This is a genomic window from Streptomyces sp. DSM 120436, assembly GCF_055778765.1.
Window position 1 is genome coordinate 4,399,115 of record NZ_JBSKBS010000001.1, and the last position, 17,471, is coordinate 4,416,585.

Annotated in this window: 16 protein-coding genes and 4 pseudogenes; 13 read left to right on the forward strand and 7 right to left on the reverse strand. The window is 70.7% G+C overall.

The window, feature by feature from the left end; all coding sequences use genetic code 11:
- Positions 1 to 326 precede the first annotated feature (326 nt).
- Positions 327 to 458, forward strand: a complete 132-nt coding sequence (locus ACWH4W_RS19555; protein ID WP_473077001.1) for a hypothetical protein — start codon at positions 327 to 329, stop codon at positions 456 to 458.
- A gap of 133 nt (positions 459 to 591) precedes the next feature.
- Here the strand turns inward: ACWH4W_RS19555 and ACWH4W_RS19560 are convergent, their stop codons facing one another.
- Entirely contained in the window at positions 592 to 1,788 is a 1,197-nt protein-coding gene (locus ACWH4W_RS19560) for an amidohydrolase (RefSeq protein WP_473077002.1), read from the reverse strand.
- A gap of 194 nt (positions 1,789 to 1,982) precedes the next feature.
- Here ACWH4W_RS19560 and ACWH4W_RS19565 point away from each other — a divergent pair, with 194 nt between their 5' ends.
- The 5 genes from ACWH4W_RS19565 (at position 1,983) to ACWH4W_RS19585 (ending at position 6,497) form a co-directional block, all read left to right on the forward strand.
- Entirely contained in the window at positions 1,983 to 3,446 is a 1,464-nt protein-coding gene (locus ACWH4W_RS19565; RefSeq protein WP_473077003.1) for an aminotransferase class I/II-fold pyridoxal phosphate-dependent enzyme, read from the forward strand.
- 780 nt (positions 3,447 to 4,226) lie between these two features.
- Entirely contained in the window at positions 4,227 to 4,721 is a 495-nt protein-coding gene (locus tag ACWH4W_RS19570) for a DUF2795 domain-containing protein (RefSeq protein ID WP_473077004.1), read from the forward strand.
- Complete coding sequence (locus ACWH4W_RS19575; RefSeq protein ID WP_473077005.1) at positions 4,618 to 5,340, forward strand: baeRF2 domain-containing protein; 723 nt, start codon at positions 4,618 to 4,620, stop codon at positions 5,338 to 5,340. The genes ACWH4W_RS19570 and ACWH4W_RS19575 overlap by 104 nt, the downstream gene beginning before the upstream one ends.
- Before the next feature lie 34 nt (positions 5,341 to 5,374).
- Positions 5,375 to 5,785 carry a DUF2795 domain-containing protein gene (locus tag ACWH4W_RS19580; protein ID WP_473077006.1) on the forward strand — a complete coding sequence of 137 codons (411 nt, stop codon included), beginning with the start codon at positions 5,375 to 5,377 and terminating at the stop codon, positions 5,783 to 5,785.
- A 361-nt stretch (positions 5,786 to 6,146) separates the two neighbouring features.
- Positions 6,147 to 6,497, forward strand: coding sequence for an ANTAR domain-containing protein (locus tag ACWH4W_RS19585; RefSeq protein WP_473077007.1), 351 nt, complete (start codon positions 6,147 to 6,149; stop codon positions 6,495 to 6,497).
- A gap of 11 nt (positions 6,498 to 6,508) precedes the next feature.
- On the opposite strand, the gene ACWH4W_RS19590 is transcribed toward ACWH4W_RS19585, so the two are convergent.
- Entirely contained in the window at positions 6,509 to 6,955 is a 447-nt protein-coding gene (locus tag ACWH4W_RS19590) for an ATP-binding protein (protein WP_473077008.1), read from the reverse strand.
- 249 nt (positions 6,956 to 7,204) lie between these two features.
- Here ACWH4W_RS19590 and ACWH4W_RS19595 point away from each other — a divergent pair, with 249 nt between their 5' ends.
- A complete protein-coding gene (locus tag ACWH4W_RS19595) occupies positions 7,205 to 7,522 on the forward strand; it encodes an STAS domain-containing protein (protein WP_473077009.1) in 318 nt (105 codons plus the stop codon).
- A gap of 238 nt (positions 7,523 to 7,760) precedes the next feature.
- Positions 7,761 to 8,173 (forward strand): annotated as a pseudogene (locus tag ACWH4W_RS19600) (CBS domain-containing protein); the annotation flags it as partial.
- Between the two features lie 146 nt (positions 8,174 to 8,319).
- On the opposite strand, the gene ACWH4W_RS19605 reads toward ACWH4W_RS19600, so the two are convergent.
- The 4 genes and pseudogenes from ACWH4W_RS19605 to ACWH4W_RS19620 form a co-directional block, all read right to left on the reverse strand.
- On the reverse strand, positions 8,320 to 8,493 hold the full coding sequence (locus tag ACWH4W_RS19605; RefSeq protein WP_473077010.1) for a hypothetical protein: 174 nt from the start codon (positions 8,491 to 8,493) through the stop codon (positions 8,320 to 8,322).
- A gap of 50 nt (positions 8,494 to 8,543) precedes the next feature.
- Positions 8,544 to 8,777, reverse strand: a complete 234-nt coding sequence (locus tag ACWH4W_RS19610; protein WP_473068499.1) for a DUF5133 domain-containing protein — start codon at positions 8,775 to 8,777, stop codon at positions 8,544 to 8,546.
- Positions 8,778 to 9,591: 814 nt separating this feature from the next.
- Positions 9,592 to 10,198: pseudogene (locus tag ACWH4W_RS19615) on the reverse strand (DUF6328 family protein).
- Between the two features lie 138 nt (positions 10,199 to 10,336).
- Positions 10,337 to 11,014: a DsbA family oxidoreductase gene (locus tag ACWH4W_RS19620; RefSeq protein WP_473077011.1), complete on the reverse strand. Its 678-nt coding sequence runs from the start codon at positions 11,012 to 11,014 to the stop codon at positions 10,337 to 10,339.
- Between the two features lie 569 nt (positions 11,015 to 11,583).
- On the opposite strand from ACWH4W_RS19620, the gene ACWH4W_RS19625 reads away from it, so the two are divergent.
- The 4 genes and pseudogenes from ACWH4W_RS19625 (at position 11,584) to panD (ending at position 13,613) form a co-directional block, all read left to right on the forward strand.
- Complete coding sequence (locus ACWH4W_RS19625) at positions 11,584 to 11,883, forward strand: transposase (protein WP_473077012.1); 300 nt, start codon at positions 11,584 to 11,586, stop codon at positions 11,881 to 11,883.
- Between the two features lie 62 nt (positions 11,884 to 11,945).
- Positions 11,946 to 12,197: pseudogene (locus ACWH4W_RS19630) on the forward strand (IS3 family transposase); the annotation flags it as partial.
- A gap of 44 nt (positions 12,198 to 12,241) precedes the next feature.
- A pseudogene (locus ACWH4W_RS19635) lies at positions 12,242 to 12,373 on the forward strand (IS30 family transposase); the annotation flags it as partial.
- A gap of 817 nt (positions 12,374 to 13,190) precedes the next feature.
- A complete protein-coding gene (gene panD, locus ACWH4W_RS19640; protein WP_473077013.1) occupies positions 13,191 to 13,613 on the forward strand; it encodes an aspartate 1-decarboxylase in 423 nt (140 codons plus the stop codon).
- Positions 13,614 to 14,316: 703 nt separating this feature from the next.
- Here panD and gndA read toward each other — a convergent pair.
- On the reverse strand, positions 14,317 to 15,756 hold the full coding sequence (gene gndA / locus ACWH4W_RS19645; RefSeq protein WP_473077014.1) for an NADP-dependent phosphogluconate dehydrogenase: 1,440 nt from the start codon (positions 15,754 to 15,756) through the stop codon (positions 14,317 to 14,319).
- A 428-nt stretch (positions 15,757 to 16,184) separates the two neighbouring features.
- On the opposite strand from gndA, the gene ACWH4W_RS19650 reads away from it, so the two are divergent.
- Positions 16,185 to 17,462, forward strand: a complete 1,278-nt coding sequence (locus tag ACWH4W_RS19650; RefSeq protein WP_473077015.1) for a transglycosylase family protein — start codon at positions 16,185 to 16,187, stop codon at positions 17,460 to 17,462.
- The last annotated feature ends 9 nt before the right edge of the window (positions 17,463 to 17,471 follow it).

The window sequence follows — 17,471 nt, forward strand, 5'->3', positions numbered from 1 at the left end:
ACTTTCGCGCAACAAACCTGGCGGCCAGGTGTAGCTCTGGACGAGAGCCGGCACGGAACGGTCGATCAAGGACGCGGTCGACATCTGCATGACCGTCGGGTGCACGCGCCCGGAGCCGGGACATGTGGGATCGGTACGGAAGGGGTGCAAGTGAGACACCGGGGAGCGGGGGACGGTCGATCCTCCGCGGCGGACAGAGGCGGGCGTTGTGAGTGCGAACCGGTGACATCGGCACCGTCGTTTCCCATGTGCACCGTCTTGCGTTCTCCGGCGGGTGGCTACGACTCTCATGGCCCGTTCACCATCGGGTGCCGGTCAAGCCACCGGTGACGACTGTCACCTCGCTGACCGTGAAGCTGGAGTCCGTGTTCGAGACCAGGTGGACGTACGCGGGGCCTGCCTCTTCGGACTGGGCGACCCGGCCCGTCGGGGCCGAACTGCCCAGCTTCGTGAGGTAGTCGCCCGCAAAGCGCCGACCTGTCAGATCGAGCACGGTCCAGGTGGGCCAGGGGAAACGAGGCTGGCGCGGATGCCTCGTTCGGCGTGACGCGAGGCGATGCACTCGGTGAAGACGGCTGTGGCGGACATGGCTCAGCGTCCCGTCTCCCGGTGCAGTCTCCACGCCTCCTCGCGCAGGTCCGCGTCGAGGAGCAGGTCCGCGGCCGTGCAGGCCAGCGCGCCGGTGACGGCGACGAGCACGTCGCGGGCCCGCGGGGAGGCGGCTGCCGCGGCGAACTCGGGGGTGTGGTCGGACCCGTCGTTCATGATGGCGACGAAGGGATGGATGGCAGGCACGCGTGTACTGACGTTGCCGATGTCCGACGATCCCAGGTAGACGCCCGGCGCGGGCGGCGTCAGCTTGATCCCCGCTCCGGACAGATGTCCGGCGAACGTCTCGGACAGTGGGCCGCTGTCACGGAAGTGCTCGTAGCGGAGCGTGGCCCGTTCCACCTCGGCCCGGGTGCCCGTGGCGTGGGCGACACCCTCGGCGGCGGCGCGCAACTGCCCGGTCAGGTCCTCCAACTCCTCGTTCGTCGCCGCGCGCAGGCCGAACAGCCCCGCCGCGTACTCCGGGACGATGTTGGTGGCCTTGCCCCCGTCGGTGACGATCCCCTGGATGTGGGAGGCTGCCGGCAGACGCCTGCCCAGGGCGGTCAGGACGTTGAACAGCTCGACCAGCGCCAGGAGGGCGTCGACGCCCTCGGTCGGGTTGCCGGTGGGGTGCGCGGCGCGGCCGTGGAAGGCCACCCGGTACTGCACCTGCGCGGTCAGCGGGGCCCGCGTCCAGTCGTACACGCCAGGGTGGAACATCAGCGCGGCGTCGACGTCGTCGAACACGCCGGCCCCCACTTCCAGGACCTTTCCGCCCCCGCCCTCCTCGGCCGGCGTCCCGACAGCCATGACACGTCCGGCCGAGGCGTCCAGCACCGCGTTCAGCGCGAGTGCCGCTCCCAGACCGGCGGCCGCGATGAGGTTGTGCCCGCAGGCGTGGCCGAGACCTGGCAAGGCGTCATACTCCAGCAGTAGGGCCACGGCGGGACGCCCGTGGCCCGAACGGGCGGTGAACGCGGTGGGCATCCCAGCCGTTCCGCGCTCGACCTCGAAACCGGCCCTCTCCAGCGTATCCGTCAACAGCGCCGCGGCCCGGTGCTCGGAGAAGGCGTGCTCGGGGTGGGCGTGCAACTCGCGGGCGACCTCCCACAACTGATCCGCCCGTTTCGCTACCTCCGCGCGCAGTCTGTCGTGAACGTCGGCATGCACATCACCGCCGGAAGGCGTACGGGCCACCTGGCCTCCTCGGATCAAGGTGCGGTCGTCGGTCTTCGTGTCGTGCACCACCGGGTGCCGTCAACCGGGCGTCGTAACACCTCCGGGTTTCGACCGGAGAACCGGTGCAACACGTTCGGTGCGCTCTCGGACGACGCAGAGCGACGTCGCCGTGCCGGAAACGGCCGGGTGGAGGACGACCGCTGGGAGGAACGATGGATCACTCGCGGGTACCCGTGCTGGAAGCGCTCGAGGAGTTCCGGCGTCGTGGGGACGTGGTCTTCGGCCCGCCGGGGCACAAGCAGGGCCGAGGCGTGGACCCGCGGGTGGCGGACATCGTCGGGCTCGACGTGTTCCGGTCGGACGTACTGTCCCTCAACGGACTGGACGACCGCCGTCAGTCCCAGGGCGTGCTCGGTCAGGCCCAGGAACTGATGGCCGACGCCGTAGGGGCCGAACAGGCGTTCTTCTCCACCTGTGGCAGTTCCTTGTCGGTCAAGACCGCCATGCTGGCCGTGGCCGGCCCCGGCGAGAAACTGCTGCTGTCCCGCAACGCGCACAAGTCGGTGATCGCGGCCGTCGTCGTCAACGGCGTGGAGCCGATCTGGGTGCACCCGAAGTTCGACGCCGAACGGCACCTGGCGCACCCGCCGGAGCCCGAGGACGTCCGGCGCCGCCTTGAGGAGCACCCGGACGCCAAGGGCATGCTGCTCATCACTCCCACCGACTGGGGCACCTGTGCGGACGTGGCGGGCGTGGCCCGGGTCTGCCACGAGTTCGACGTCCCGCTGATCGTCGACGAGGCGTGGGGGGCCCACCTTCCGTTCCATCCCGGGCTTCCGGCCTGGGGCATGGACGCCGAGGCCGACCTGGTGGTCACCAGCGTCCACAAGATGGGCGGGGCCATCGAGCAGAGCTCCGTCTTCCACCTCCAGTACGACCGGGTGTCGCCGGAGGCCCTCAAGCAGCGGGAGGACCTGTTGGGCACCACCAGCGCCTCCTCCCTGGTCTACGCGACCCTCGACGGCTGGCGCCGTCAGATGGTCGAACACGGACACGATCTCCTGGACGCCGCGCTGCACCGTGCGGAGCGCATCCGGTCGGCCGTCGGCGATCTGCCCGGCCTGCGGCCCATGGGCGGGGAGGTCGTCGAGGAAGGGTTCGCCGCCGCGTTCGACCCGCTGAAGATGGTGATCGACGTACGGGAACTGGGCATCAGCGGCATGCAGGCGGCCGAATGGCTGCGGGCGAACCGGCAGGTGGACGTCGGCGGCTCCGACACCTGCCGGATCAGCGCGTCCATCACGCACGCCGACGACGACGAGACCGAGAAGGTCCTGCTGGACGCCCTGCGCGCGCTGGTCGAGGGCGCTGACTCCATCGAGAAGCAGCCGCCGGTGCGCCTGCCCGAGCCCTCGTCCCTGGAACTGGAGCAGGCGATGCTGCCGCGGGAGGCGTTCTTCGCCCCGGTGGAGCACGTGCCCGCCGCGCGCGCGGCGGGACGGATCGCCGCGGAGACGATCAGCCCTTACCCGCCGGGGGTGCCCGCCGTCGCTCCCGGTGAAGTCATCACCAACGAGGTATTGGACTACCTGCGCAGTGGCGTCGAGCACGGGGTCCTGATCCCGGACGCGGCCGACCCTTCGGTCAAGACGCTCCGTGTGGTGGCGCGGGACTGACGGCGGTTGATCGAAGACGTGCTCGGACGACCGGGTCCGAGGTTCCTCGTTCGCCGCTCCCTGGTCGCGGGTGCCGCTGACCGCACCGGCACCGGTGACCGTGACGTCCTCAACTCGTCGCGTCCAGAGGCAGACTGATGCGCTGATGCCCGTGGCACTGCCCAATACCGCGGAGGCGCAGACAGCATGTCACCGGAGCAGGCGACGCCGCAGCTCGGTATGGCGACACTCGACATTTCGCCGACAGGTGACGGGAAGGCCGCCCTGCGATGGCTCCGGTCGGCGGCCGTCGCCCCTCCGGTTGCGGTCGGAGGGAATGTCGAGAGCCCCGTCATGCAGCGTCACACATGGGTGGTGCCGGGTACCGATGATGCGGCTGGAGGGCCGGCGCCGGATGCGATGGAGGAGCTGGGGCATGGACGTTTCGGTGGACCGTATTGAGCAACCGTGGGCAGTCGCACTCCGTACGGGCAGCCCGCACCCGGTCGATCACCGTCGGCGGGTCGGGAGCCGCGTCCGCGCCGTCCTCACCCGGTGGCCGGGGACGCGTCTCGGACCCGGGGGCCGCCTCATCGGGTACGGTGCCCGCGCCGCCCGCGGTGACGAACCCGCTCGCGGCGACGACGGCGGCCTTGACCGCTTCGCCCACCAGCGTCCCGTCGGCCAGCTGCCCGGCCGCAGTGGCGGCGAACCGATCACCGACACCGCAGGGGTCGTCGTGGTGCGCGGCCGGCGCCGGGATGAGCAGGGTATGGTCACCGCCACTGAGGTCGCGCCCCAATGCCCAAGGGCGCTGAATACTCTGCCAGCCGCGACGACCTGGTCACGCTGGCCAAGGACAACGGTGCGGACGACACCCTCGTGGAGAAGCTCGCCGATGCCCCCGCGGACGAGTTCGACGGTCCGAACGACGTCCAGAAGGCCGTGTTCGGGAACGAACAGCCCGGACGGCTCCCGAGCGCACCGGTGTCGGGTCGCCGACCCCCTCGAAGGATGACATGGGACCGGTTGGCCGGCGCAGCCGGGCGGAGAGACCGTCCGCCGCTCCGAGGGCACCGACGGCGCTCCGGCCGCAGCCGGACCACGCGGGATGAGACCCGCGTGCCGGGTTCGTCGTGTGTCTCTCGCCCTGCTTCGGGCACCCGGCCGGCAACGGACCGAAGGAGGAAAAGTGCAGCTGTCTTTCCTGCAACCGCTCTTCGACCGACCGGGCCCGTGGGCCACCGTGTACTTCGACCCCGCCCAGAACGACGAGTCGGGTGCCAAGCGGCGTGAGCTGTCCGTCCGCGAAGCGTGCCGGACGCTCGAGGAGGAGGGTGCCGACCTGGTCGTCCTGGCCGGTGACCCCCGCGAGCGGCCGGCCGTGCACGAGAAGCTCCCCGAAGCGGTCCGCCGGGTCACGACGGAGACCGAACACGGCGGTCGCGCCGCCGGGTCCGCCTCCCCCGCGCTGGAGGAGGCCATCGAGCAGGCCCGGCGGCGGTACACGCGTCGCCGTCTCGAGGAGGTGCTCGACCGCTTCCGCGCCGGCCGTGTGGGCACCGACCGGCCCACGGAGGCGGTGGAAGGCATCCCGGCGCTGGTGGAAGCGGCCCGGGAGCACCGCATCGACACGTTGCTCGTCCGGCCCGACGGACCGGAGCTGGACCGTGAGACATGGGTGGGCGCCCGGCCCGACCAGGTCGCGGCGCGCCGGAGCGACGCCCGGACGCTGGGGGAGAGCGATCCGACGGCGGTACGCGCGGATGACGCGTTGCTGCGCGCAGCCGCCGTCACCGCCGCCGACGTACTGGTCGTCCCCCCGGCGGACGAGGACGGCACGGACGCCACGGACATTCCGACGGGCGGCCTGGGCGCCCTTCTGCGCTGGACCTACGAGACGACTCCGGCATAACAGCGGCACAGGCGAGAAAGCGAGGTGTGGAGACATGACGGAACGAGGTAGCAACCCGATCAGCCCACGTACCGACGACGAGATGAAGCACGAGCTGGAAGGACACCTGCGCTCCGGCCGGCCGACCCACGTGGAGGAAGCGAGCGACCCGGAGCCGCCGGCGGACGACGACATCCGGGTGCACCCGGGCGGACCGGTCCCCCCTCCTGGCGAGGAACGCGACCAGGCGCGCGCCGAGGCGGAGGCGGACTCCCTGCGCCTCGAACTGGCACGCCACCTGGACCGCACGGCCTTCCCCGCCGACCGGCGGTCGGTGCTGGAGGCCCTGGAAGCACACCACGCACCGGATCCGGTGCTCGAGGCGGCGCGGAATCTCCCGGAGGACGGCACGTACGCCGATGTGACCGAGATCGTCGAGGTACTCGGTCACCGACCGACACGGTGACGACGAGAAGCCGGCGGACGGCTCCCGCGCGGCCCTGACCACGCGCGGGAGGTGAGACGCCGAGAAAGCGGTACGGCCAGCCCCCGCGGTGCCGACGGCACCCGGCACCGCGAATTCGTACGGCACACCGTCCGGGCGGCGCGATCACGTCACCGAGGACGTCACCCGTTTCGAGCGGGCGCTGGACACAGGGCGGCGTACGCATCTGCGAGCCGCTCTCGTGCCCTCGACCAGGGAAGAGCCGGAGCAGTCGACGAAGAGCAGGTACGAGCATGGCGCCGAGCTGCGAAAGCGATGACAGACGGGCAGGCGGGGCAGGCGTAGCCCGATGACATGCCCACCGCCCCCACCGGTGACCGCTATGCCCTCTCTTCCGTTCCCCGGACCGCAGCCTGCGACGTTGTCGGGCGGCGAGCTCGTGGCGGAGCTGGAACGGCTGCGGGAGCAGAACCGCAGGCTGCAGCATGCGCTCGCTTCGCACGCTCTGGTCGACCAGGCCATCGGCGTCCTGGTGACTTTGGGGCAGGTGCGTCCGGAGAGCGCCTTCACCGTGCTGCGGGAAGTCTCCCAGCACACCAACATCAAACCGTCCGCCATCGCCGAACAGGTTCTGAAGCATGCCCAGGGAGCGGCGCTGCCCGACATCGTCCTGGGCGAGCTGCATGCTGCCCTCGCCCGGCACCACGCCGACTCCCGCCGCACGGCCGGTTGACCTGTCTTGACCTACAAGGGGCGCTGACCGGTGATGTCGCCGCCAGGGTCGTCGAGGAGGGTGATGCGTACGGTGATGCGCCTGCCCACCGGCTCCCGCTGTACCTCGAAGCCCTGGGCAACGGCCAGGACGATCTCCAGTCCGTGCTGGCCCACCCGGCCCGCGTCCGCAGCCCGGGCCACCGGCAGGACCGGATCAGAGTCCCACACCACCACCTCGACCAAGCCGCCGACGATGTGCAGGTCCATCAACACCGGACCCGGTGCGTACTTGCGGGCGTTGGTGACCAGCTCGCTGACCACCAACCGGGTGACGTCCGCAGCGCGGGCCGAGACCGACACTCCCCGCTCCGTCCGCACACGAGTCAGGAAGTCGGCGGCGAAGTGGCGGGCCCGGGCGATACACGCATTGTTCCCCTCCAGTGCCACGGTGACGTGTGCTCTCTGTGCGTCCGGCAATACCGTTGCCCAAGGGAACTGCTTGCATTCAGACCGCCGCCTTCACCGCCCCGTTCACACCTCGATACATGCCCGCAACCGCGAAGGGCATACGTCAGGTCCTTTGTCCGCCCCATCACACAAGGGCATCACCCGGGCCATGAGGGGCAGCACTCCTGGCGAAGATTCTGATGTGCAAGTACCACCGACATAGCAGAGGACCGAGTAGTGGGTGCGGGAAAGCCTGAACAGCCGGGCCGGTTGTCCATCGTGTCCACCGCGACGGACGGCATCGACGTGGTCAGCGTGGCCGGAGAGATCGACCACCACACCGGTCCCCGCCTGCAGCGAGCCCTCGACCTCTCCAACGCCACCCGGCCTCGCATCGTGGCCGATCTCCGACGGGTCACCTTCATGGACTCCACCGGCATCAACATCCTCATCGCCGCACACCAGGCCCTCTCGGGGGCCGGCGGCTGGCTGCGCCTGGCCGGGCCCACCGAATCGGTGTCGCGTACTTTGCGGATTGTCGGCCTCGACGCCGTCGTCGACTGCTACCCCACTCTCCGCCAAGCTCTCGCCCCTTGAATACGAACCAGGCAGTAGCCCTCCATCGAGCCCTGGGCATGACGCGGTGGCGTCGACCAGGTCACCGACGCCCTGGAGGGACTTCGACGGGCCCCGACGGCGACGGACCTCAACGGCGCGCACCCGGGCGGGCGAATGCCCGGGCGGCACGCATACGCCGCACGCGCCGGGCCGGGTGGTGGTCGCAGGGGACGGACCCGGTCGGGCTCGTCTCCGGTTCGTTGTGGAGGAGGAGCAGGTGACTCAGCAGGTTCGTGAGGTCATGGCCGCCGGGCCCGTCGTGATGAACCCGGACACTCCGGTGCAGCAGGCCGCCACGGCGATGCGGGACGAGAACATCGGTGCCGTGCTGGTGGCCGAGAAGGGTCGGCTGCGGGGTCTGGTCACCGACCGGGACTGACCGTACGGATCCTGGCTGACGGCGGAGACATGACGGGCCGCACGACGAGGGAGGCATGCAGCAGCGAACTCGTCACCGTCACCCCTGACGACGTCGACCGGTCGGTCCAGCTGATGCGCTCCAAAGCGCTGCGGCGGCTGCCGGTCGTCGACGACGGCCAAGCGGTCGGTATCGTCGCTCTGGGTGACCTCGCCGTCGAACATGACCCCGGCTCAGCTCTGGGCGACATCAGCGCCGCCGATCCCCACACATGGGAAACGGGGAAGGAACAGCGCCGACGAGAGGCACGCCGAGCCTGGCCGAGTGAGCGAATGACGGTGGTGCACAAGCTGATACGGGCCAAGAGCTGTGCGTCCGCCACCGCAGGTGATGCCCCACCTGCCCCGGGCAACCGACCCTACTTCTCGTTGTCCTCCACGTTGACGCCCACGCTCGAAGAGCCGAAGTCCAGAACCTCGGCGACCTCGCGTCGAGTCTGTTCCGCAGTGAGTGCGGCCACCGCGATGACGTCGCCGCGCTCGACTATCAACCGGTCGTAAATCGGCGCAGCAGTTCTGTCAGTGGCATCCACGTCTTCGTCCGTTCTGTTCGGTATGCGGGCATGAGCGTGAGCGGGGAGGATCAGCTGTCACTCAGGATGGAATCGTCCTGGGGGCGGGCGCCGGGCAACTGGTGACGGGCCGCGATCAGGGCCGCGTCGATGTCACGGGTGCCGGTGGAGACACACAAGGTGTAGGCGACGTCCTCCATCCGCTGCCGCACGCGTGCGCTGTCCGCCCCGGAGGCATTCAAGGCCGCAAGGGCTTCATACTGCTCGATCAGGTCCCGCAGCACTGCGGGGTGGGCCATCAACATCAGGGGTTCTCCTTCCACGCTGCTACGGACCCAGAGGAGGTCGTCGCTCGGCTACCCGGTTCTCCGCCCCGCACGCCCCACAGCCACCATGGAGCCGGTGACGTCCCCAAGCGCCCTGTTCGTCCCGGGACAGGAAGCCGTCCGGCCCCGGATCTCTCCCCCTCGTCCCCGGTGCCGACAGACCATCCGGGCCACCCGGCGCAGCGCCCCGCGGGGCGGCTCGATCCACAGCCCGTCCGCACCGGGTCCGCGCCACACAGCGATGCGCGGTTCCCGAGTCGTCCCATCCCTCCGAGAGCTCGTACCGCAGGCGCCCGCTACTGGTTCTCGTCGAGCGTTCGCGCCTCGCCCACTCCCTTACTGTGGCCTTGGTGCCGGGATCGGGCCGGGGCAAGGACCGCGCAACGGTCACGGCATCCCGTTGGCCGGGGCTCAGGTGTGGAAGCCGGAGAGGCTAGGAGCGAAGGACCATGTGGGCGTCGCCGGTGTCCGCTCTCTTTTCGAGAGGGCGGACACCGGTGCGCCGCAAGTGACCACGGACCGTGCATGCCGAGGCGGTTGTGCACACGGCGAATATGCGGGACGACACCGGCCACGATCCCCATCGCCGCCACCTCTCCATAACAAGGACGGCGGGCGTCGGCATGCAGACGTGCACAAGTTCGCTGTTACGCGTCAGATAGGACAGGCCCGCTGATGCCGGGATCGTCATGCACCATGAGAATCAGCGCAACCCGCTGGCCTCCAGGCCGCGGACCTGAGGCGGACCGTGTTGCCCGTTGCTCCGGCATCCGATCACGACGCCCTGCCCGCCTCATGCCCCGGGCGCCTGCACGTCGTCGGTGGGGGAGCGCCGGGCGGCTCGGCGGCGCAGGCGCAGCGGCAGCACGTACCAGCAAAAGCCGAACCACAGCATGACCCCGCCGACGAGCACTTCGGCGAGGACACCGGGGACCACGAAACGCAGGATCAGCAGCAGCGTGCAGCCGATGGTCAGCGCGAGCAGGACCATGCCGCACATCATCAGGCGGCAGGCGGCCTCCACCACCTCGTCCTTCATGCGCTGGCCGGACAGGACGCGGTGGATGGAGACGGGCGCTATGAGCGATCCCGTGGCCGAAGCGCCCAGGACCACGGTGAGGACGTAGATGACGTGGTCCACCGTCCCCAGTTCCCGGAACAGCGGGGTGAAGGCCACGCTCAGCAGGAATGAAGGCCACGCTCAGCAGGAAGCCGAAGAGGATCTGTACACCGGTCTGGGTGACCCGCGTCTCTTGCAGGACCTCGTTCCAGCGGCGGTTGACCCGCTCGCGCGGGGACTCCGGTGCCTCGGCACCGGACCCCGGGCCGTGGCCGTCGTGGTGTGCGCAGCGGACAGTCTCCTCCTTCGCCGGCTCGGCCGACTGTTCCGTCATCGTCATGGCATCCTCCCCGTCGCAGGAGCACCGTCTGCCCCGTCTCCGCCGCCTTCATGCAGGTCATGGGCACGGTAAGGCTGATCCGACGACTGCGGCCGATGAGGGCGCCACGCACGACGACTTCGTGGCCGGGATGAGGCGTCATCCCAGCGCGCGGCGGACGAGCGCGTCGTAGGCCCCAGGGTCGTCGTCCTCGACCACGGGATAGCCCGCGCCGGGATCACCCTCCCAGCGCAGACCGATGCCCGGGTTGTGGACGTCCGAGCCGTCCGGGAGGAAGAAGTGCGGGCTGCCCTGGACCCCGTCACGGTGCTCTCGGTAGTCGCGCATCATCGTCCCGCGCGCGCTCCCCGTGTCGAGGGCCTCGGCCAGCGCGTCGGTGTCCACCCGGTCACAGCCGGAGGCGATGTCGAGGATCTCGTGGTGCAGCGAGATGCAGCGGCTGTCGCGGAAGAACGCGAGGCGCAGCGCCATGTCCAGTTGCTCGGCGGCCGCGTACGACTGGGCCTTCGCGGCGTGCACGGCCTCGTTCGCCGGGGTGACGGTCACCGGCCAGGCCGACGGGTCCTGCTGCCATGGCTTGAAGCCGAGCTCCGGAGCCAGGGGCCCCACGACCGGGATCTCGGCGTCCAGGTAGCGCTTCGGAATGGGGAAGCGGTTGATGTCCTCCAGCAGGAAGAGACGGTGGTCCACCCGAAGCCGGTCCTGCGCCCGGGCCCGCTCCCGAGCGGCGTACAGCCTCGCCAGCCCCACCGTGGACCACGCGCACGCCACGTCCGTATAGACGACTACCGTGCCAGGCGCCACTTCGATCGTCATGACCTCTCCTTGTGTCCGGGGCCGCGCCGCTGACCGGCTGCGCCCTGATACGTGTCCCCAGGAGTACCCCTCTGCTCGGGGCCGGCACTGCCGTCCGGATCGCCGGACCGGCCGACGCGGCGTGTGCAGTGACACGGCGACCGGCCCGGTACCGACCGGAAACCGCCGACCGCAGAGGCACGTCGAGGTTGCGAGGACTACCGACCCGGCACAAACCCCACACTGACCGGACTATCCGCTCCCGACCTGACCCGACGGCGGTCGAAAGAGTCTCATCCCTGGCGTGTGGACCCAGCGGAGCAGCTTCGATCCCGGAACGTGTTCCCCTGTTGCGGTTGGGGGAAGTGGTGCTGCGGACGGGTCAGCCCCGGGAACCCGCCGCAACGTGGTGGCTTCCGGCCAGTCCCGCGACCGCCAGGGCGACCCAGCCCGGAGCGCTGACGGCCGCCCCCCCCGGCGGACCCGTCCGGGAAGGGCAGTGCCGAACAGAAGGGCGTGGGCCTTGGCCCTTGATCTTGGATGCGCGAGACACTGGATCCTGAGGATTTGAGAACGGACATCTTGTGGTCATGAAGAACTGTCCGCCGCAGTCCAAGGCGGACTCGGTCGCGCTGTACCAGTCGTGGCCCGAGGCGCCGATCAGACAGGTCGCTGCCGATCTGGGGAGCAACCCGGAGACTTTGCGGAACTGGGTGAGGGCGGCCGGTGCGAGCCGGTCCCGCGGGCGCCGGACGGAAGTGCCGGCCAAGCCACCGACGCTGCTGGAGGCGGAGAACGCCGCTCTGCGGGAGAAGGTCCGTGAGCTGGAGGAAGAGCGCGAGATCCTGCGGAAGGCGGCGAAGTATTTCGCCGGGGAGACGCGCTGGTGAACCGCTTCCAGTTCGTCGCCGGCCACCAGCGCCGCTACGGCGTGAAGCGGCTGTGCACCATCGTGGGCATCGCCCGCTCCAGCTTCTACTGCTGGCGCCGCACGGCCGCGGACCGGGCCGCCCGGCAGGCGGCCGACGCCGCTCTCGCCGCACGGATACGGCCCGTGCACCGCGAGTCGGACGGCACCTACGGCGCCCCCAGAATCACCGCTGAGCTCCGCGAGGCGGGCGAGCGGGTCGACCACTGGGGGTACCCCCGCTCGCGGGGGAGGATCGCGCGCGTGATGCGCATTATCGGCCTGGCAGGCGTGCGCTTGCGTCGCAGGCACCGCACCACGATCGCGGACCCGATCGCGGCGAAGACCTCGAAGCCGTCGCGTACGCACTCAACAATCGGCCCCGCAAGATTCTCGGCTGGAAGACCCCCGCCGAAGTCTTCGATGAGCAGCTACGCTCACTTCAACAACCCGATGTTGCATCGACCGGTTGAACTCACCCAGTACACCGGCCGGGCCTTCGCTGACGCCTGCCGCAGGGCCGACGTCCGTCAGTCCATGAGCGCGATCGGCAGCTCGGCCGATAACGCACTCGCCGAGTCCTTCAACGCGACCTTCAAGCGCGAGACGCTCCAGGGCCGAAGCGCTGGTCCAGCGAGCGCGAGGCCCGCCTAGACGCGTTCCGCTGGCTGCACCGCCACAACACCCGACGCCGTCACTGGCCCGATCATGATTCACTGACCCGGGCACCGCGGCGTCCCGCGCCTTCGCTCCCATGCGCGCCCGGCCGCCCTCTCAGTGATGAGGGCGGCCGGCGTCGCCGTGTACGCCGCTCCTATCGCCGACCGCGACCGTAGCGCCGTAGCGTGGACGGCCGGGTTCCGTTACGTGGTCGACGTGGACCCTCGGCCTCCAAGAAGTCAGGCTCCTCGTGGCAGAGCCGGACTGGGCGACCGGAGACGACGCCGACCATGACCGGCTGCCGAGCGCATGAGGGCGGCTGAGGAGCCCGCCGCGGCTGGTACCTCACGCTTATGCGCTGAGAGGCCGCTCATCCGCCTGATGCCTCATCAGGTAAGTCGGCAACAGGTCAGCACCAGTCCCCGACCATTCCGAAATGGCCACCCGAAGAGCCGCCGGATCAGCGCTGTCGTAGCAGCCGGGCTCTCGTGAAAGTGCAGGCGGAAAGCATTGCCGTGAGATCGAACCGATGTTCCTGGACATCTTCGAGTTCGACGCGTGCCCGTGTACAGTGAAGACCGCCTTTGACCTGCACAAAGCAGGCAGGGAGCCGTCTTCCAGGAGTCCAAAGTGCTGCGCACCATGTTCAAGTCCAAGATCCACCGCGCCACCGTCACCCAGGCCGACCTGCACTACGTGGGCTCCGTGACGATCGACGCGGATCTGCTCGACGCCGCCGACCTGCTGCCCGGCGAGCTCGTGCACATCGTCGACATCACCAACGGCGCCCGGCTCGAGACGTACGTCATCGAGGGGGAGCGCGGGTCCGGTGTGATCGGCATCAACGGGGCCGCCGCCCACCTCGTGCACCCGGGCGACCTCGTGATCATCATCAGTTACGCCCAGGTGACCGACGCCGAGGCGCGGGCGCTCGAACCGCGGGTCGTCCACGTGGACGCCGACAACCGCATCGTCGCCCTCGGAGCCGACCCGTCCGAGCCGGTACCCGGGTCGGACCAGGAGCGCAGCCCTCAGGCCGTCGCCACGGCCTGAACGGCGCCGGAGCCCGTACGTCGCGTCCGGGTGGGCCGCGCGGCCACCTCGAGGAGGCCCTTGCGGCCGGCCCGGAGCCGCTGCGCGCTGCCGAGCAGTGGCTCGTGGCGCCTCCCGGACGGTTCTGAGAGGACTGACACCGAGCATGTCCGGCGCGCCGCACCCCCGGCCCGGTGCACATCCTGGCCGGTCCGCCGCCCGGCCGTCGCCCCGTCGCGCGCGCGGGTGACTGCGCGTGGGTCCGTCGGGTAGGCGGGCAAGTAGTCCAGAGCCCACGTCGACCGACCGGCCGGAGGACACGCGTCATGACGAACCCGTACCCGGACCCCGTCCCGCCGGGCCCCACGCCCGGCCCCGCTCCGGGCCCGGACCCCGCACAGCCCGTCCCCGGCCCGGGCCCGTCCGAGCCGCCGCCCGGACCCGACCCGGCGCCCCCGCCGCAGCCTCCGGGACCCGGTCCGCAACCCCCCGGACCGGGCCCGCAGCCCCCGGGGCCGAACCCGCAGCCTCCCCCGCCGCACCCGGGCCCGCCCGAGCCGTCGCCCTCGCCGATCCCTCCGGGACCGGAGCCCGTGCCCGACCCGGAGCCCGGGCCGCCGCTGACCTGAGGGCGACAGCCCCGGAAGGCCTTCCACACCTACGGGCCGGGTGAGGGACGGCCGCGCGGTTCCCCGCGCCCCTGAGGGCGCGGGGAACGCGGGTGCTACGCCGACACCTCCGACCGGTCCCCGCCCCACAGCGTGTGGAACGACCCGTCCCGGTCGGTGCGCCGGTACGTGTGCGCGCCGAAGTAGTCCCGCTGGCCCTGGGTCAGCGCGGCCGGCAGCCGTTCCGCCCGCAGCGCGTCGTAGTAGGCGAGCGCCGCCGCGAAGCCGGGGGTCGGGACGCCCTGCCGGGTCGCCGCGACCAGCACCTCGCGCCAGTCGTCCTGCGCCTTTGCGACCTCCCGCGCGAACGTCTCGTCCGCCAGCAGGCTCGGCAGGTCCGCCCGCGCGTCGTACGCGGCCCGGATCCGGTCCAGGAACGCCGCGCGGATGATGCACCCGCCGCGCCAGATCGCCGACACCGCGCCGAGGTCGATGTCCCAGCCGTACTCCTCGCTGCCCGCGGCGACCTCGTGGAAGCCCTGGGTGTACGACACGATCTTCGACGCGTACAGCGCCTGCTCCACCCGGTCGGCGAACACCGACGCCTCCTCCTCGCTCATCGGCGTCGGCTTCGGGCCCGCCAGCCCCCGCGAGGCCTCCCGCAGCGCCGAGTGACCCGACAGGGAGCGGGCGAACACCGCCTCCGCGATGCCCGACACCGGTACGCCGAGGTCGAGGGCGATCTGCACGGTCCAGCGGCCGGTGCCCTTCTGCTCCGCCTGGTCCACCACCACGTCCACGAACGGCTCGCCCGTCACCGCGTCCACGTGCGACAGCACCTCGGCGGTGATCTCGATCAGGTACGAGTCCAGCCGGCCCGTGTTCCAGGTGCGGAAGATCTCCGCGATCCGCGCGGGGGAGTACCCGGCGACGTCGCGCAGCAGCTGGTACGCCTCACCGATGAGCTGCATGTCGGCGTATTCGATGCCGTTGTGCACCATCTTCACGAAGTGGCCGGCGCCGTCCGGACCGACGTGCGTGACGCAGGGCGAGCCGTCCTTCGCCTTCGCGGAGATCTTCTCCAGCATCGGGCCCAGCGAGTCGTACGACTCCTTCGGACCGCCCGGCATGATGCTCGGGCCGTGCAGTGCGCCCTCCTCACCGCCCGAGACGCCCATGCCGACGAAGTGGATGCCCTGCTCGCGCAGCGCCCGCTCCCGGCGGCGGGTGTCCGCGAAGTGGGCGTTGCCACCGTCGATGATCATGTCGCCGGGTTCCAGCAGCGGGGCGAACTCCTCGATCACCGCGTCCGTCGGCTCCCCGGCCTTCACCATCACGACCAGGCGCCGCGGCCGCTCCAGCGCCGCCACGAACTCCTTGGCCGTCTCGGCCGCCACGAAGCTCCCCTCGTGTCCGAACTCCTCCACCAGCGCGTGCGTCCGGGCGGCGGTCCGGTTGTGCACCGCGACCGTGTAGCCGTTGCGGGCGAAGTTGCGTGCGAGGTTGCGGCCCATGACCGCGAGCCCGGTGACGCCGATCTGCGCTGAACTGCTCATAAGGGTGACTCCTGGTGACCTCGGTATCGGTGCCGCCGGGCGCCGGTGCTGCCGGTGGACGCCCGCCGGTCCTGACATCGACCATCCTGACGTGCCGCACTTGTGTGCGCATACGCGAGTCCTCGGAACCCGCGCAAGCACATACGGGCGAAGGCGCCCTCCGTGCTCAGCGCCCTGGTCCGTCACCTGGCGGCAGCATCCCGGTGAGGCCGCCCGCACACCCGGCGCGCCGGTCCGGCGCACACCCCCGCGTGCTCCCGCGCCCGGTGGCAGACGCCCGCGCACGCTCCCCTCCGGTGGCAAGCAGGGGCGCAACGGGCGTGACGTCCCGGCCACTCGGCGCATCCGTGCGGCCGATAGCAGCCTTGTCACGGCCTGTTCGCAGCGCTTACTTTTGCCCCTCCTGACGCATTGTCGAGGGGGATTCCATGGCCGTGCGCGGCCGGCACCGCCGGTATCAGCCGAACAGGATCAACCGAGCATCGCTCACCGTCACCGCCGGCGGCGCGGGCATGGCCCTCCCGCTCATGGGCACCGGCGTGGCGCAGGCCGCCGACGTGGACACCTGGGAGAAGGTCGCCGCCTGCGAGTCCACCGGCAACTGGGACATCAACACCGGCAACGGCTACTACGGGGGACTGCAGTTCAGCCAGTCCACCTGGGAGGCGTTCGGCGGCACCCGGTACGCGCCCCGAGCGGATCTGGCCACCAAGGACCAGCAGATCGCCATCGCCGAGAAGGTCCTCGACGGACAGGGCCCCGGCGCCTGGCCGACCTGCTCGGTACGCGCCGGACTGACCCGCGACGGCGCCACCCCGGACATCCGCCCGGCCACCGGAACCAAGAAGGAGACCGGAGCCAAGAGCAGGAGCGGCAAGGGCGACGGCCGGACCACCGTCGAGGACGTACGGCCGCACACCACGCCTCAGGCCCGCGCGGGCCGCGCCGAGATGTACACCGTGGTGCGCGGCGACACCCTCTCCGGGATCGCGGAGCAGGAGCGCGTCCGCGGCGGCTGGCAGGGGCTCTACGAGGCCAACGAAACGACCATCGGCGCCGACCCCGACCTGATCCTGCCGGGCCAGCGACTCACCCTCACCGGAGGCGGCGGCACGGCCAAGGCCCCCGCCAAGCCGCCCTCCCGGTCGACCGAGCCGGTGGAGAAAAGGGCGGCCGCCCCCAAGACCGAGCAGAGGAAGACCGAGAAGAAGGCCGAGAAGAAGACCGAGAAGAAGGCCGAGAAGAAGGCCGAGAAGAAGGCCGAGGAGCGGGCCGACCGCTCCGGCTCCGCCTCCTCCGGCGCGCAACGGGTCGCACCGGTGAGCGCCGCCCTCGGCACGCCGTACCACAAGGCGGGGTCGTCGTGGTCGAAGGGCTACCACACCGGCGTCGACTTCCCCGTCCCCACCGGCACGCCCGTGAAGTCGGTCGGCGCCGGCACCGTGGTCGCCGCGGGCTGGGAGGGGTCGTTCGGCTACCAGGTCGTGGTGCGCCACAACGACGGCCGGTACAGCCAGTACGCCCATCTGTCGGCGATCTCCGTGAAGAACGGCCAGTCCGTCGGCGCCGGCCAGCGCATCGGGCGCTCCGGCTCCACGGGCAACAGTTCGGGCCCGCATCTGCACTTCGAGGTGCGGACGGGGCCTGGATTCGGGTCGGACATCGACCCGCTCGCCTACCTGCGCGCGGGGGGCGCCAAGATCTGACGGGGCGTC

Excerpts from the sequence above, each read along its gene's own strand:
- ACWH4W_RS19610 (WP_473068499.1), bottom strand. The coding sequence starts at position 8,777 with ATGTTGATGGCCCACCCCGCAGTGCTGCGGGACCTGATCGAGCAGTAT.
- ACWH4W_RS19650 (WP_473077015.1), top strand. The coding sequence starts at position 16,185 with ATGGCCGTGCGCGGCCGGCACCGCCGGTATCAGCCGAACAGGATCAAC.
- ACWH4W_RS19570 (WP_473077004.1), top strand. The coding sequence starts at position 4,227 with ATGCCCAAGGGCGCTGAATACTCTGCCAGCCGCGACGACCTGGTCACG.
- ACWH4W_RS19620 (WP_473077011.1), bottom strand. The coding sequence starts at position 11,014 with ATGACGATCGAAGTGGCGCCTGGCACGGTAGTCGTCTATACGGACGTG.
- ACWH4W_RS19625 (WP_473077012.1), top strand. The coding sequence starts at position 11,584 with ATGAAGAACTGTCCGCCGCAGTCCAAGGCGGACTCGGTCGCGCTGTAC.
- ACWH4W_RS19580 (WP_473077006.1), top strand. The coding sequence starts at position 5,375 with ATGACGGAACGAGGTAGCAACCCGATCAGCCCACGTACCGACGACGAG.
- ACWH4W_RS19565 (WP_473077003.1), top strand. The coding sequence starts at position 1,983 with ATGGATCACTCGCGGGTACCCGTGCTGGAAGCGCTCGAGGAGTTCCGG.
- ACWH4W_RS19585 (WP_473077007.1), top strand. The coding sequence starts at position 6,147 with ATGCCCTCTCTTCCGTTCCCCGGACCGCAGCCTGCGACGTTGTCGGGC.
- gndA (WP_473077014.1), bottom strand. The coding sequence starts at position 15,756 with ATGAGCAGTTCAGCGCAGATCGGCGTCACCGGGCTCGCGGTCATGGGC.